The sequence below is a fragment of the Ruegeria sp. YKSF131 genome, from assembly GCF_059612645.1.
Map to the genome: position 1 here is coordinate 1 of NZ_JBXWQZ010000050.1, position 14,818 is coordinate 14,818.

The window sequence follows — 14,818 nt, forward strand, 5'->3', positions numbered from 1 at the left end:
ACTGGCATGAATATCGACGGGTTCTACAGGATATCCGCCAGCGAAGTGAATACAGTTGAAGTACTGCGTCAGTTTCAGAAGATTCTGGCACATCTCGCGATTGCCCGGCACTTTCTTTCCGATTTCCATGTCCCAGTAATTGGGCGGCGACGAAACGTTGCCAAACAGAATGTTCTTTCCACCTATCTCGATCCTGTGGTCAACATTTCGGGGGGTAATGGAAAACTGGCTGGGCGCCTTGGCGATCATCTCCATGACAAAATCGCGCCCCATGCGGACGTTGTCACCATTGATCGTGCACCCCGCTTCGCGCAGGATGCCGATTGCCTCTTCGTTGTAGAATTCGATCCCGATCTCTTCCAGAATACGCATGGCCCCTTCATGGATCGCTTCGATCCCGGCCTGATCCAGCGGTTCAGTCGGGCGATCTATATTGATGGGTGGGTCCCACGGCATCTGGTCAATCACCGCGCTACCCCTGCGCGCTGCCGCACCTGCGCGTCCTCCGCCGCGGCGTTTGCGTGTGTTGGTTTCGGCCATGGTTGCCTCCGTTCTGGCTTGGTACAAGCAAGACCCGAAGACGCGTTTCTGGCCGCTCCATCTGCGACAGAGCTTGTCGGTTTTCTATAATTGTTCGTCGATTTTCTGGATCAACACATCATTTTTCGGCCAGCCACGCTGGAATGTGACCGATATCCGGAAGGACCACATCCGCCATCGGTGCCAGCGCATCTGCTTCAGCCAATCCGGTCAAAACGCCAATGGTGATCATCCCGGCTGCGCGCCCCGCTTGCAGGTCATGAACACTGTCCCCCACCATTGCAATGCGCGACGGCTCGACCCCGACCTGTGCGGCAAAGGCCAGCAACTGACCTGGCCCGGGTTTGAACCCATGACCACTGTCATACCCGGCGACAAAATCGAAGTGTTCGCGTATTCCCGCAGATTCCAGATGCTGCAAAGCCGGATGCTCGCTGTCATTTGTCGCAAGGCCCAGTTTGATCCCGGATTGCTGCAACCCTTTCAGGAATGGACCCAACGGCACGGCAGGGGATTGAGGAGCCGCTGCGGCCTCGGCATTCATCATGTCTACAACTTCCTGCAATGTCACATCGTCAACATGCGCAATAAGCACCTCGGCGATTTCTTCGACTGTTGCGGCTATCACAATGCTATCCGTGGAATACCGCTCTTGCTCGAAGTCAAATCCGATGATGCTGCCGAGTTCCACAGCCCGGTCTACATCCCCCTTTGTCAGACGCATCAGCAACGACCGCCCGAAGGTTCCCCAGGTTTTGGCAAAATCGAACAAAGTGCCATCCTTGTCGAAGACGATTGCTTCTATTGGCATCGCGTGCTCCTGCGGAAAAGGTGTTCAGGTCCAGTGTACATCGCCACCGCCTGACAGAACCGCCCGCGCTTGGGCAGGGTGATCATAGGCGATCGAGTTGGCGTCACAAAACGCCATGACCCACGAATCGTCAAGCACTAGAAAATCGAGAACCGAAGCCAGAAAGTCCCGGTCACCGGCCCGATTGCGAACATCCCCGATCGAAGCACCTGTCGAGCCAAGAAAGACAGGCAAAAGCTCGTCATTGCTGACCAGCCACCCCAAGGCCGTCAGAGCAAGAGTCTCGGCTGAATCGGGCGAAATGGACATAAACAGTGCTCGGATCAGGTGATGGAAAGAGTTTGTTAACCAGACTCATAAACAATTTGTTCACGCATGCAATCAACGGTGAACGACTATGTCTGTGCAAGGCACCATCCTTGTCCTCGACGGGGTATCAACCAACCGCATAATGCTGAAGGTTCAACTGACCGCTGCCTGGTATCACGTGGTACAGGGTGGAAAACTTGAAGGGCTACAAGCCCTTGCGCGTCGCGTTCAGCCGGACCTTGTACTGACGGCACAGACATTGCCCGACGGAACAGCCGCAGATGTCAAGAAAGCCCTTACCGAAGTATCTGGCCTGGATGACGTGCCCGTTGTCGTACTTGCAGCACAGAATGACAAAAACGCGCGCCTGCGTGCCCTGAAAGACGGGCTGGACGATGTGTTGACGCATCCTTTCAAAGATACGTTGCTGCTGGCACGCATTCGCAGCCTTTTGCGTGCGCGCGCAGTTACTCAAGATTTGCAGGTCAGCAACGGATCACAACCTATTGGATTTGGGGAACCCGCCCCTGTCATGATCACCCCCCCGAACGCGGCCCGGGTTGATATCTTGACCAATACTGTCCGAACCGGTGCCCTTTGGCACAAGGCCTTGCAAGGCCAGCACCATTTCGATCTGTCCTGGCACCTTCAATCGAACTTGCAGGGCGTTTTGTCCGGACCGATACCGGACGCGATTGTGGTCGAACTGAGCTCGCACCCGTCCGCGCTGAATATCCTTGCAGATCTCAGGTCACGGGCAGCAACCCGGAACACTGTCCTGATTGGCGTCTTGCAAGACTACGATGCCGTGCAGGCCTCAGAAGCGCTGGACAGAGGAGCAGACGCCGTGTGCCTGGGGGGGTTCTGCGCGCAAGAGATCCTGTTGCGGCTGAACAATCAGATTGCGCGCAAGGCGCGGCTTGATCATTTGCGCGTATCATTGAGAAAAGGGATCGCCGAGTCCTGGATTGATCCGCTGACCGGGTTGCACAATCGTCGTTACGCCATGCGGGCATTGGATCAGATCGTGCGCCAGTCTGCCCGTACCGGGTGTGGCTTTGCCGTCATGCTGGCGGATCTGGACCATTTCAAGGCCATCAATGACTGCCATGGCCACGGCGCCGGTGATTGTGTTCTGACGCTGGCCGCAAAACGCATGCAAAGCGCACTAGGATCCAAAGGTTTTGTCGCCCGTATCGGCGGTGAAGAGTTCATGTTCGCGGTGCCCGATGTGTCACAAAAGCAAGCCAGAAAACTGGCTGAGACCATCTGCGACAGCATTTGTCGCGCCCCGTTCCTGCTATCGGACCAAGGTTTACAGGTTAACGTCACGATCAGCATTGGGCTGGAGATGCCGCAATCGGGTCAGCCGGGAAAAGAACGCACGCCCGTTCCTGTAGAAGATATCCTGAAAGCCGCCGATAAAGCCCTTTACGCAGCAAAAAAAGCGGGGCGCAATCAGGTGAGTATCAGGCAAAGCGCCGCCTGAACCCGTCAATCCTTTTTCTTGTGTCCATGCGGCCCGCGTTCGACGATCTTTTGCAACCTGTCCGCATAAGACTGCCGCTCTGCGTCGCTCATGGCGGTGACGCGAGCCAGCCATCGTGTCTGCAAGGCTAGTTGCAGTTCTGCCGTTGCCTGCGACTGTTTCTGCAACAACACTTCAACGGCGACTGGTTCGAAGGGCACTGTGCGCAGTGCCAGGCTCAAGGCTTCAAAGTCCTGTCTGCGCCCCCTTAGGTCTTTTTCGCGTAGCGCAGACAGTTCCCCTCGCATCGCTTTTCGATCATCTTTCGGCAAAGAGCGATATAGCGCCGGGCCGAATCCCGGCGGTGCCTCGGTGTGATCTCCATCCTTCAGGCGCAGCACAGTTCCGACTGCAACACCGACAACCAACAGGTTCAGAGCCAATGACAAGACCAGCAATACTGTCATCCACCGGCGTTTCGGTTTAGGGGCAGCGTTCATTCTGTGCTCTCCAGAAAACTCGTGTCATATCCAAGGTCAGCCACAAAAAGAGCCGTCTCTTGCGAGGTCAGCAGATTAGCAGGGTCGGGCAGGAACCCCGGCGCGGAAAAGCCGATCCAGAGCCCCGCCGCACTGGCGGCGATCAAGCCGCCCACCCCCTGCCAGCCACCAACGTTGTCCATCATTCGATGCCAGATCGAAGATTGAGGTCGAGGTTCAGGCCCTAGGCGACTAAGACGGAGTTTTTCAGCATCTGTCTGGATGCGCACGGCCAGATCGTCGGGCAGCGCCGGTCGGCTCTGCCGAGCCTGCGCAAACAAATGATCCAGTTCCAGGTTTTCATCCGTCATCGTCATACCCCAGTTCTTCACGTCGCCCGGCCAGTATCGCGGTCAGACTTCGTTTGCCCCGCGCGGTCAAGCTTTCAACCGCTTCCACTGAAATTCCCATGATCCCGGCAATTTCAGTGTTGGGCAACTCTTCGATGTGGCGCAGAACCACAGCCTGCTTCTGCCTTTCTGGCAGCTCCGCCAGGGCAAGCTGCAACGCGTCCACGCGGGCTTCATCCTGCAGTCGGTCGGCCACGCTGGCTTTGCCATCTTCCGGCTCAGGAATATCCGACAACCTGCCGGGGGCCTTCCTGCGCCGGATGTCCACACACAGGTTCAGCGTTACGCGATACAGCCATGTCGAAACTTTGGCCTGACCCGGCACCCAATCCGGCGCCATCTGCCACAACCGCATCATCGCCTCCTGCGTTACGTCTTCTGCCTCGGCCCGATTGCCCAACATACGCAACGCAACGGAATAACAAAGCGGCCCAAGGCGATCGGTTAAAACCCGCGCAGCCTGTGCGTCACCATCAGCGAATTGGCTCAGCAACACATCGTCGCTGAGAGAGCTCGCGGTGCAATCCGCACCGCGAACATCGTGTAGGTGGGAGGTCAGGTCCTCCACCCTGCTTCAGTTGTCGATTGCACCTGACTTATGGTTCTTTTTCTTATGGTGCCGTCCCATCCGGTCTTTGGCATCGGCAAATTCCTGTTCCGATATTCCACCACTGTTATCTGCATCCATCCGGTCAAACATCTTGTCACCCCGGCGCGGTTTCGGCAACTCGTCCTGGCTTAGGAACCCGTCATTGTTCGCATCGTTGTTTTCGAACATTTTGGCGACCCGGTCGTTTGCTTTTTTCTGAGCAGCAGCCTGCATCTCCTCTAGGCTGAGCTGGCCGTCCCCATCGGTATCCGCGGCTGAGAAACGCTCGGTGTAATGTGCTTCCATCTCCTGCTGCGTCACTTGACCATCGCCATTGGCATCCAATTCCTGAAAGGACACTGGCTCACGACCACCCGGACCAGCCGCCAGAACGGACGTGCCGGTGATTGCAACACCCGACAGGACAATCGCCGTGATGAACTTTGCATTTTTCATTTCGGTTTTCCCTTGTTGACGCGGCCTGAGTGCCGCTGCTCATAACCATTCAAACGCGCGAGGCAGGGAATTCCGTCGCGGTGCCAGCAACTTTTTTTGAACCAGCGCGGTATTTCACGACGTGGTTCACCTGAGGTGCGTTGCAAAGCGACGCACCCCCCTTTAAAAACCACCCGTTCAGGCGCATTATCCGCCAAAGATTACTGCGCGAGTTATATTATGACGGATCAGACGATCGACACCACAACCCAGAACGAGCGAGAAACCTGGCCTGCATTGGTCAAAGGGTTTCGGTGCAAGTGCCCAAATTGCGGTGAAGGCAAGCTGTTGCACAGCTACCTGAAGGTGAATGACACCTGCTCGAACTGTGGGCAGGAACTGTTTCACCATCGCGCCGATGATGGCCCAGCTTATCTGACGATCCTGCTGGTCGGGCACCTGTTGGCCCCGGCCCTGCACGTCTCGTATGTGAACTGGCGCCCGGACCCATGGGTGATGGCCATCGGGTTTTCCATTGCTTGCGTTGCACTGTCGCTGTTTTTGCTCCCCCGTCTGAAAGGCGCTGTGGTCGCTTATCAGTGGGCGCGTCGTATGCACGGTTTTGGCAACGATTCATGAGCCGGAAGAAGCGATTGTTTTCCGCATGACGACCGACAAGACCGCCATCCGCGATGCCGCAACCGTCATCGTGCTGCGAAACAGGTGGACCAATCCGTCGATCCTGATGGGGCAACGTGGGTCCAAGGCCGTGTTCATGCCCAACAAATTCGTGTTCCCCGGTGGAGCTGTCGATCCGGCGGATGCAGATGTACCGCTTGCGACCGCACTGCCTGACCTGTGTTTTGAGCGGTTGGCGGAACAGGCGGAATCCGGAAAACAACACGCCCTTGCCGCCGCAGCAATTCGCGAGCTTTGGGAGGAGACAGGACTTGTCCTTGGCCAGACAGGACACTGGCCGGGCAGCGTTCCTGACGACTGGCAGAGCTTTTCCGCCATGGGTTACGTGCCGTCGGCAGCTGCGCTGCAATTTGTTTTTCGCGCAGTCACACCGCCCGGCCGCCCCCGCCGCTTCGATGCGCGGTTTTTTCTGGTCGATGCCGATGCGCTGCAGGGCGATCTGGATGATTTCAGCCATGCCTCGGACGAGCTGTCGCATCTGCAATGGGTGGAACTGGATCGGGCGCGTGAACTGGATCTGCCGTTTATCACCGAGGTTGTTCTGGCCGAGGTCGCAGCCCGGGTGACCTCACCCGAGCCGCCAGTATCGGTTCCGTTCTATCAGAACAACGAAGAAGCCAATCTGTTCCTGCGGCTCAGAGGCTATCCGATGCCCGAGCACGACTGACCAATCAGTTTCACCGCATCCGGCTGACAACCACCGTCACTTCGGGTTTTTTGCCGATTTCCGCTTTTGCCGTCTGACGCACGATCCGGCGCATTTCGTCTTCCAGCTTGTCGTCATCTCGTAGGGTCTTGGCCGCCGCCCGCATTAGGAACTGGTTCAGGTCTTCTTCCAACACTTCGACCAATCCGGCGCGGGACGTTCCGACCTCGGGCAGGCCCATCGTGTCGCACCACGGTTCGCCCAGCGGCTCGTCTTCTTCATCCAGAACAACCGTCACAGTAACATGGCCGTTCAGAGCCATGCGAATACGGTCCCGTACCACGCCGTCCAACGCACCGATTTTCACCGTACCGTCCAGATAGGTACGCCCGGATTCGACATAGTCGACCACCACGGGTGCATTGCCGCTGAGGTCCAGCATGGTGCCGTTTACGGCCAGCACACCCGTTCTGCCGCCCTGCTCAGCCAGTTTGACATGCTCGCGCAGGTGCCGGTGCTCTCCATGCATTGGGATCACAATTTGCGGATCGATCAGCGCGTGCACCTTCTCAAGATCAGGTCGGTTCGCATGGCCAGAGACGTGATAGAGGCCCGAGCTGTCATCCACCACATCCACGCCCTTTTCACTGAGCTGGTTCATGATGAAAATCACGCCACGTTCGTTTCCGGGAATGGTTTTCGACGAAAACAAGAACAGGTCGCCTTCGGACAGTTCCAGACCACGGTACTTGCCACGGGCCAGTTGCGCGCTTGCCGCACGGCGTTCGCCCTGGCTGCCAGTCACGATCAGCATCAGGTTCTGGCGCGGCAGATCCAACGCTTCTTCCGCGCTGATCACCTTGGGGAAGTCCGACAGGATACCGGTTTCGGTCGCAGCTTCGATCATCCGCCGCATTGCGCGCCCTAGCAACACAACCGAACGCCCCGCTCGCGCGCCCGCCTCGGCTAGTGTTTTGACCCGTGCCACGTTCGACGCGAAGGTGGTTGCCACAACCATACCCTCGGCGTTTTCGACTAGCTTTGTAATCTCTGGCCCGACCTCGGATTCCGAACGGCCCGGATGCGCCGAGAAAACATTCGTGCTGTCGCAAACCAACGCTTTGACGCCCGGCTTGGCAATCTCGGCCCACAGGTCGGGATCAAAGGCTTCGCCCACGACTGGGTTTGCATCTAGCTTGAAATCACCCGAGTGCACCACGCGCCCTGCGGGCGTGTCGATGACCAAAGCAGCACTTTCCGGGATCGAATGTGAAACCGGAAGGAAGCCCACCGTAAACGGTCCGACTGAGATCGTTTCGGGCCAAGAGGACACGGTTGTCACCGCATCGGTCGGGTGCGCGTATTCTTCCATCTTGCGACGCGCGATATTGGCCGTGAAAGCCCGGGCATAAATCGGAGCTCCCAGTGCCTCATAGCAATGAGCCACGGCGCCGACATGGTCTTCATGCGCATGGGTGATGAAAACGCCATCCAGCCGGTCGGCCCGTTCTTTCAACCAAGAAATATCCGCATAGATCAGGTCGACGCCCGGTGTTGTGTCCATATCGGGAAAGGTGACACCCAGATCCACCAGGATCAGGCGTTCCTGCCCGGGCTGGCCATATCCGTACACGTAGGCATTCATACCAATTTCGCCCGCGCCACCCAGCGGCAGGTAGATCAATCTTTCACTGCTCATATCGAGCCATTATCCTTGTTATAGCGATGAATCACGGTCAAGCCGTGCATCGTCAAATCATCTTCGATTACGTCGAACCCCACGTCGGCCTGATCGAACAAGGGGGCCAACCCTCCGGTTCCCACGACTTTCATCGGCATTCCATATTCGGCCTTGATCCGCGCGATCAGCCCCTCGATCAGGCCGGAATACCCCCAATACACGCCTGACTGGATACAACCAACCGTATTCGTACCGATCACCTTCTCGGGACGCGTGATGTCGATATGCGGCAGTGCGGCTGCGCCCTGATGCAAAGCCTCAAGGCTGAGATTCACACCCGGAGCGATGACGCCCCCAACATAGGCACCGTCCGCGGCGACAACGTCGAAATTTGTTGCGGTACCAAAGTCCACCACAACGACATTGCCGCCATGACGGTCAAATGCACCAACTGCATTGGCCAGTCGATCCGGGCCCGGCACAGTCCCCTGATCCACGCGCGGCGGCACGGGCAACAGGCAATCCGGCCTACCTACCACCAGCGGCCTGCACCCAAAAAAGCGATCGGCAAAGATGCGCAGGTTGAACACCACGCGCGGCACGGTCGACGCAATGATGACATCCGAGATATTCGCCTCGATCCCGTAATGTTTCACCAGCGTCGAATACCAAGTGAAATAGGCGTCCGCCGTGCGTGCATGATGGGTCGAGGTGCGCAGGGTGCACAGAAATTCCTGACCGTTCCAGATCGAGAAGACTGTATTGGTATTGCCGCAATCAATGGCCAGAAGCATTTGCGCCCCTTTCAGAAATAGACATCCGCCGCAGGAATGCTCACGCGGCCTTTGGCGGTGTTTAAGACAAGGTTACCGCCTGCGTCTACCGTTTCGAAGGTCCCAACCGTCTCAGACGTGCCGGTACGGGCCGTAATAACCTCGCCCAGCCGGGCAGCACGGGACAGCCACGCGGTGCGAATGGGTTCGAACCCGTAGGTAACAAACTGAGTTTCATATTTGGCATAGGCTGAAGCAAGCTCGGTCAGAAAATCCTCGGGCGTGACGTTTGCACCGGTTTCCGACAAAAGAGAGACAGGTCGGACCGCGCCCGGTTCCACCGCGTCGGCGTCTGGGGCGTTGGCCAGATTCACACCAATACCGATGGACAGATACGCCACACCACGCCCCTGCCCGGCGCTTTCCAGCAAAATACCAGCAAGCTTGCCACCGTTCAGTAGTACGTCATTGGGCCATTTCAACGACAGCCCCGCCGCACGCCCCGTCACAGAGACACAAGCGTCAAACAGAGCCAGTGCCGCAACAAAACTGCGCAGAGCCGCCTGTTCTGGAGCACCTTCAGGGCGCATCAAAAGGGTCGCGGCAAGGTTGCCCATAGGGTTGGCCCATGACCGTCCGCGTCGCCCACGCGCAGCCGTCTGATGATGCGCCATGATCCACACAGGACCACGGGCATTGGGGGCAATCCGCGCAGCTTCGTTGAGTGTGCTATCAACTTCCTGCACCTCGTGCAGGCCATAGCCTTGTGGCCACTTGGTCATATCAAAAAGGCCCGGTCACGCGACCGAGCCCCCTCTTTCAGATTGTGCAAAACGTTCAGTTGACAAGAGTTGCCGCCGCAGCCGCTGCCGCGCCCTCGATCCCAAACTGATAGAAGACCCCGATCAGCATCAGCGCCGCGGACCCCATCAGGGCGACCCACAGAACGGGTGTCGACCGCGTTTCAATCGGGTCTTCGTTCTCGGCCCCGAAATACATGTAGAACACAATCCGCAGGTAATAGAAGGCGCCAATTACCGATGCGATGGCTGAAACTACAACAAGGCCGGTCAAATCGGCACTTACACCAGCCCGCCAAACACCAAACTTCGCAAAGAAACCCAGCATCGGTGGCACACCGGCAAGCGAGAACATCAGGATCAGAACAGCAAGGGCCTTGCCCGGATCACGTTTGGAATACTGGCGCAGCGCATCAATGTCAGTGACGGGTTTGCCGTCGCGTTCCATCATCAGGATAAACGCAAACGTGCCGATGTTCATGGTCACGTAAATCGCCAGATACATCAGCATCGCCTGAATACCCAACTCGGTGCCTGCCGCCAGACCGATCAGCGCATAGCCCATATGGGCAATCGACGAGAACGCCATCAGTCGCTTGATGTCGCGCTGACCAATTGCGGCAACCGCCCCCAGCAGCATCGACAGCACCGACAGCAAAACGATCACTTGCTGCCAGTCTTTGACCACACCTCCGAAGGCGTCATGCAGCAGGCGTGCAAACAAGGCCATTGCCGCGACTTTCGGGGCGGTGGCAAAGAAGGCCGTAATTGGCGTCGGCGACCCTTCATAGACATCCGGTGTCCACATATGGAACGGAACAGCCGAAACCTTGAATGCCAGACCCGAAATCAGGAAGATCAGGCCAAACAACAGACCAACCGAGACATCCCCATGATGGACCGTCTGAATAATGCCCGAGAACAGTGTCGTGCCTGTGAACCCGTAAACCAGCGAAGCACCATACAGCAGCAGACCTGAACTGAGAGCGCCCAGAACAAAGTATTTCAGCCCTGCTTCGGTTGATTTCGCGCTGTCACGACGCAGCGCGGCAACAACATACAGCGCAAGGGATTGCAGCTCGAGTCCCATGTAAAGAGACATCAGATCGCCCGCGCTCACCATCATCATCATACCGACGGCTGCAAGGGCCACCAGCAACGGATATTCAAAGCGCAGCAGACCCCGGCGCGCCATGTATTCCTGGCTCATCACCAGCACGGCACCTGCCGACAAAAGGATGGCAACTTTGGCAAAACGCGCGAACCCGTCATCCACGAACATGCCATTGAAGGCTACGTTGGTGCCACTGCCCTGGGTAGCGATCCAGATCGCCAGAACCGCCATCAGGCCCGCCGTGGTCCAGACCAGAACCGAAGCCAGCCCGTCTTTCGAGGTGTAGACAGCCCCCAACAGAGCCACCATCGCATAGATCGCCAGAACGATTTCCGGCAGGATAATTGTCAGATCAGCCTGGATCATGTCTCCAAAGCTCCCTTAATGCGAAGCGGCAGTCTGGGTCGCAGCCTTAGCCGCGGCCAGAGCCGTGTCATAGTTCGAAATGAGTGCCGTCGTCGATTGGCCGATCACATCGGTCACCAGTGACGGGTAAACGCCCAGAAGGATCGTCATCACGATCAGCGGGGCAAAAATCAGCCGCTCGCGCGAGCTCATGTCGGTCATCGCCTTCAGGCTTTCCTTGATCAGATCCCCGAAGACAACGCGACGGTAGAGCCACAGCGCGTAGGCTGCCGAGAAGATCACACCGGTCGCCGCAACTGCAGTCACCCAGGTGTTAACCTGGAATGTACCCATGAGTGTCAGGAACTCACCAATAAACCCGCTGGTGCCCGGCAGTCCGACATTGGCCATGGTGAACAGCATGAAGACCAGCGCATAGGCGGGCATCCGGATGACCAGACCGCCATAAGCCTCGATATCGCGGGTGTGCATCCGGTCATAGATCACGCCGACACAGAGGAAGAGCGCGGCAGAGATGAACCCGTGGCTCAGCATCTGGAAAATCGCGCCGTCAATGCCTTGCTGGTTCGCTGCAAAGATGCCCATCGTGACAAAGCCCATATGCGCGACCGAGGAATACGCGATCAGCTTTTTCATGTCTTCCTGCACCAGTGCCACCAGCGAGGTATAAACAACCGCTATAGCTGACATCCAAAGCACAAGATCAGTCATCACCGCCGAGCCAACCGGGAACATCGGCAGGCTGAACCGCAGGAAGCCGTAGCCGCCCATCTTCAACAGGATCGCGGCCAGCACGACCGAGCCCGCCGTCGGCGCTTGAACGTGCGCATCGGGCAACCAGGTGTGCACCGGCCACATCGGCATTTTCACCGCAAAAGACGCGAAGAAGGCCAGGAACATCAGCGTTTGCATACCGCCGGTGACATAGATGCCCAACACGCTGAAACTCTCGGATGCGAACTGATGGGCCATCAGCGCTTCGATATCCGTGGTGCCCGCGTCAGCATACATTGCGACCATGGCCACCAGCATCAGCACCGAGCCAAGGAAGGTGTAAAGGAAGAACTTGAAGCTGGCATAGATACGATCCTTGCCGCCCCAGATACCGATGATCAGGAACATCGGGATCAGACCCGCCTCGAAGAACAGGTAGAACAGCACCAGGTCCAGCGCCATGAACACGCCCAGCATGAGCGTTTCCAGCAGCAAGAAAGCAATCATGTATTCTTTGACGCGGTCCGTCACATTCCAGCTGGCCAGAATGGTCAGCGGCATGATGAAAGTGGTCAGCAGCACGAACAGAACGCTGATTCCATCCACACCCATCTTGTATTTCAGGCCCATCAGCCATTCACCCTCTTCCACCATCTGGAAACCGGTGTTCGAAGGATCAAAGCCTGTGTAGATGCCAATTGACACCAGAAACGTCACAGTTGTCGCCAGCAATGCAATCCACTTGGCGTTGCGCTGCGCTGCAACGTCGCTGCCGTGCAGGAACAGCGCCAGAATGCCTGCTGCGATGGCGGGGATAAAGGTGACAATAGATAGGATATTGTCCATTAGTGTGCGCCTCCGCCGATCGACATCCAGGTGACAAGGGCCGCAATGCCCAAAACCATCCAGAAGGCGTAAGTAAAGATGTACCCGGTCTGCGCCTTGCCTGCGAGGCGGGTGAAGAAGGGAATCACGCCCATAGCAACCCCATTCAGGAAGCCGTCAATCGTGTTGCCGTCACCGCGTTTCCATAAGAACCGGCCAAGGGCGACAGTGGGTTTGACAAAGATCGCGTCGTAGATTTCGTCGAAATACCATTTGTTCAGCAGGAACAGGTACAGCGGACGCTGGTTTGCTGCCAGACGTGCGGGCAGAGACGTGTTCACGATGTAGAACCAATAGGCCACGATAAAGCCAAGCACCATCGCAACGAATGGTGAAACCTTGACCCATTTCGGAGCCGCATGCGCATCGTCCAGAATGTGGTTGTCCGGCGCCATATAAAGCGCCCCTTCACCCGGCTCGCCCGCAAACACATAATGGTGGTCCCCGCCCTCTGCGGCATTCTCACCATGCGCGGCGTCATCAGCATGGCTGTCATCGGCATGGCTGTCTTCGCCGTGCGACGCATCCGCCGCCGCGTGATCACTGGCCTCGGCATGCTCTGAGGCTTCTGCAACCGGAATACCGTAGAATTTGCCGACTTTATCCGCATGGCCAAAGAAGTTTCCGTACCAAATCATGCCCGCGAATACCGCACCCAGCGACAGTACACCCAGCGGCACCAACATCACCATCGGGCTTTCATGTGCGTGATCATGCGTGTGCTTGTCGCCGCGCGGCTCGCCATAGAAGGTCAGGAAGATCAGACGCCAGCTGTAGAACGAGGTGAACGCGGCAGCGACGACCAACAACCAGAAGCCATAGCTTGATCCGCCCGCATAGGCGCTCTCGATAATTGCGTCTTTTGACAGGAAACCGGCAAAACCAAAGGTGGTCAGCGGGATACCAACACCGGTAATCGCCAGGGTACCGATCATCATCGCCCAGAAGGTGTAGGGGATCTTTTTGCGCAGACCGCCATATTCGGTCATCTCCTGTTCGTGATGCATCGCGTGGATCACGGAACCGGCCCCAAGGAACAACAACGCCTTGAAAAAGGCATGCGTAAACAGGTGGAACATCGCCGCCGAATACATGCCCACGCCCGCCGCCACAAACATGTAGCCTAGCTGCGAACAGGTCGAATACGCGATGACACGTTTGATATCTGTCTGAACCAGACCAACAGTAGCAGCGAAGAACGCGGTTGAGGCGCCAAGAACAGTGATGAACCCTGTCGCACCCGGTGCGAACTCCATCAGCGGGGACATGCGACAGACCAAAAAGACGCCTGCGGTCACCATGGTCGCAGCGTGGATCAGTGCTGACACAGGCGTCGGGCCTTCCATCGCGTCCGGCAACCATGTGTGCAGGATCAACTGCGCCGATTTACCCATCGCACCGATGAAGAGCAGAACGCAGATCACTTCGATCGCGGTCCATTCCCCCCACAGGAAATGCAGCTTCTCTTCTGCCAGCGCAGGAGCAGAGGCAAAGATATCCGAGAAGTTGATACTGTCGGTCAGGAAGAACAGCGCGAAGATGCCCAGAGCAAAACCAAAGTCGCCAACCCGGTTGACCACAAAGGCCTTGATTGCCGCCGCATTGGCCGAAGGCTTGCGATAATAGAACCCGATCAGCAGGTATGAGGCGACGCCCACGCCTTCCCAGCCAAAGAACATCTGCACCAGATTGTCCGCCGTCACCAGCATCAGCATGGCGAAAGTGAAGAAGGACAGATAGGCGAAGAAACGTGGCTTATAACTTTCGCCTTCGCGCCATTGCGGGTCGTGATCCATGTAGCCGAAGGAATACAGGTGTACGAGCGCCGAGACGGTCGTCACAACGATCAGCATGATTGCCGTCAGTCGGTCCAGACGGACGGCCCAGCTTGTCGAAAGCGAGCCGCTTTCGATCCAGCGCATGATCTCGATCTGCTGCGTGTGCCCGTCGAAGGTGAAGAACACGATCCAGGACAGCAGACAGGCCAGGAACAGCAGGCCCGTCGCCGTCCACATGGCAGCTTTCTGGCCAATGAACTTCCAGCCGAACCCGCAAAGCAGCGCGCCCACCAGCGGGGCAAAGAGGATGGTGGTTTCCAT

Annotated in this window: 16 protein-coding genes; 3 read left to right on the top strand and 13 right to left on the bottom strand. The window is 57.4% G+C overall.

Annotated features, from left to right (window positions below; all coding sequences use genetic code 11):
• The 3 genes from AC2FLZ_RS16175 to AC2FLZ_RS16185 form a co-directional block, all read right to left on the bottom strand.
• Positions 1–540 (bottom strand): trimethylamine methyltransferase family protein (locus AC2FLZ_RS16175; protein ID WP_496882417.1); only part of this gene is annotated, 540 nt, incomplete at its 3' end.
• Positions 541–658: 118 nt separating this feature from the next.
• Positions 659–1,351: an HAD family hydrolase gene (locus AC2FLZ_RS16180; protein WP_480516416.1), complete on the bottom strand. Its 693-nt coding sequence runs from the start codon at positions 1,349–1,351 to the stop codon at positions 659–661.
• A 24-nt stretch (positions 1,352–1,375) separates the two neighbouring features.
• The gene (locus tag AC2FLZ_RS16185; RefSeq protein WP_480476122.1) at positions 1,376–1,660 is read right to left on the bottom strand and encodes a DUF3572 domain-containing protein; all 285 of its coding nucleotides are present in this window, start codon (positions 1,658–1,660) and stop codon (positions 1,376–1,378) included.
• Between the two features lie 88 nt (positions 1,661–1,748).
• Between AC2FLZ_RS16185 and AC2FLZ_RS16190 the strand changes: the two genes are divergently transcribed.
• Positions 1,749–3,149: a diguanylate cyclase domain-containing protein gene (locus AC2FLZ_RS16190; protein WP_480476120.1), complete on the top strand. Its 1,401-nt coding sequence runs from the start codon at positions 1,749–1,751 to the stop codon at positions 3,147–3,149.
• Positions 3,150–3,154: 5 nt separating this feature from the next.
• Here the strand turns inward: AC2FLZ_RS16190 and AC2FLZ_RS16195 are convergent, their stop codons facing one another.
• The 4 genes from AC2FLZ_RS16195 to AC2FLZ_RS16210 are packed head-to-tail and all read right to left on the bottom strand — an operon-like array spanning position 3,155 to position 5,062.
• Positions 3,155–3,628 carry a periplasmic heavy metal sensor gene (locus AC2FLZ_RS16195; protein ID WP_480604359.1) on the bottom strand — a complete coding sequence of 158 codons (474 nt, stop codon included), beginning with the start codon at positions 3,626–3,628 and terminating at the stop codon, positions 3,155–3,157.
• A complete protein-coding gene (locus AC2FLZ_RS16200; RefSeq protein WP_480604361.1) occupies positions 3,625–3,978 on the bottom strand; it encodes a hypothetical protein in 354 nt (117 codons plus the stop codon). The genes AC2FLZ_RS16195 and AC2FLZ_RS16200 overlap by 4 nt, the downstream gene beginning before the upstream one ends.
• A complete protein-coding gene (locus AC2FLZ_RS16205; protein ID WP_480516414.1) occupies positions 3,968–4,585 on the bottom strand; it encodes an RNA polymerase sigma factor in 618 nt (205 codons plus the stop codon). Before AC2FLZ_RS16205 ends, AC2FLZ_RS16200 begins: the two co-directional genes overlap by 11 nt.
• Before the next feature lie 6 nt (positions 4,586–4,591).
• The gene (locus AC2FLZ_RS16210; RefSeq protein ID WP_480516412.1) at positions 4,592–5,062 is read right to left on the bottom strand and encodes an EF-hand domain-containing protein; all 471 of its coding nucleotides are present in this window, start codon (positions 5,060–5,062) and stop codon (positions 4,592–4,594) included.
• A 219-nt stretch (positions 5,063–5,281) separates the two neighbouring features.
• On the opposite strand from AC2FLZ_RS16210, the gene AC2FLZ_RS16215 reads away from it, so the two are divergent.
• Both AC2FLZ_RS16215 and AC2FLZ_RS16220 read left to right on the top strand, forming a co-directional pair.
• Positions 5,282–5,680, top strand: a complete 399-nt coding sequence (locus AC2FLZ_RS16215; RefSeq protein WP_480516410.1) for a DUF983 domain-containing protein — start codon at positions 5,282–5,284, stop codon at positions 5,678–5,680.
• Positions 5,681–5,705: 25 nt separating this feature from the next.
• Positions 5,706–6,407 (top strand): NUDIX hydrolase, encoded by a 702-nt coding sequence (locus AC2FLZ_RS16220; protein WP_480516408.1) that lies wholly within the window; start codon positions 5,706–5,708, stop codon positions 6,405–6,407.
• A gap of 10 nt (positions 6,408–6,417) precedes the next feature.
• Here AC2FLZ_RS16220 and AC2FLZ_RS16225 read toward each other — a convergent pair whose 3' ends face one another.
• From AC2FLZ_RS16225 to nuoL, 6 genes are read right to left on the bottom strand one after another with little or no spacing between them, the layout of a single operon-like run.
• Positions 6,418–8,085, bottom strand: a complete 1,668-nt coding sequence (locus AC2FLZ_RS16225; RefSeq protein WP_480516406.1) for a ribonuclease J — start codon at positions 8,083–8,085, stop codon at positions 6,418–6,420.
• A complete protein-coding gene (locus AC2FLZ_RS16230) occupies positions 8,082–8,861 on the bottom strand; it encodes a type III pantothenate kinase (RefSeq protein ID WP_480476108.1) in 780 nt (259 codons plus the stop codon). Before AC2FLZ_RS16230 ends, AC2FLZ_RS16225 begins: the two co-directional genes overlap by 4 nt.
• Before the next feature lie 11 nt (positions 8,862–8,872).
• A complete protein-coding gene (locus AC2FLZ_RS16235; protein WP_480476106.1) occupies positions 8,873–9,622 on the bottom strand; it encodes a biotin--[acetyl-CoA-carboxylase] ligase in 750 nt (249 codons plus the stop codon).
• Positions 9,623–9,677: 55 nt separating this feature from the next.
• Positions 9,678–11,120, bottom strand: coding sequence for an NADH-quinone oxidoreductase subunit NuoN (gene nuoN / locus AC2FLZ_RS16240; protein WP_480476104.1), 1,443 nt, complete (start codon positions 11,118–11,120; stop codon positions 9,678–9,680).
• Between the two features lie 15 nt (positions 11,121–11,135).
• The gene (locus AC2FLZ_RS16245) at positions 11,136–12,680 is read right to left on the bottom strand and encodes an NADH-quinone oxidoreductase subunit M (protein ID WP_480516404.1); all 1,545 of its coding nucleotides are present in this window, start codon (positions 12,678–12,680) and stop codon (positions 11,136–11,138) included.
• Complete coding sequence (gene nuoL, locus AC2FLZ_RS16250) at positions 12,680–14,818, bottom strand: NADH-quinone oxidoreductase subunit L (RefSeq protein WP_496882418.1); 2,139 nt, start codon at positions 14,816–14,818, stop codon at positions 12,680–12,682. The genes AC2FLZ_RS16245 and nuoL overlap by 1 nt, the downstream gene beginning before the upstream one ends.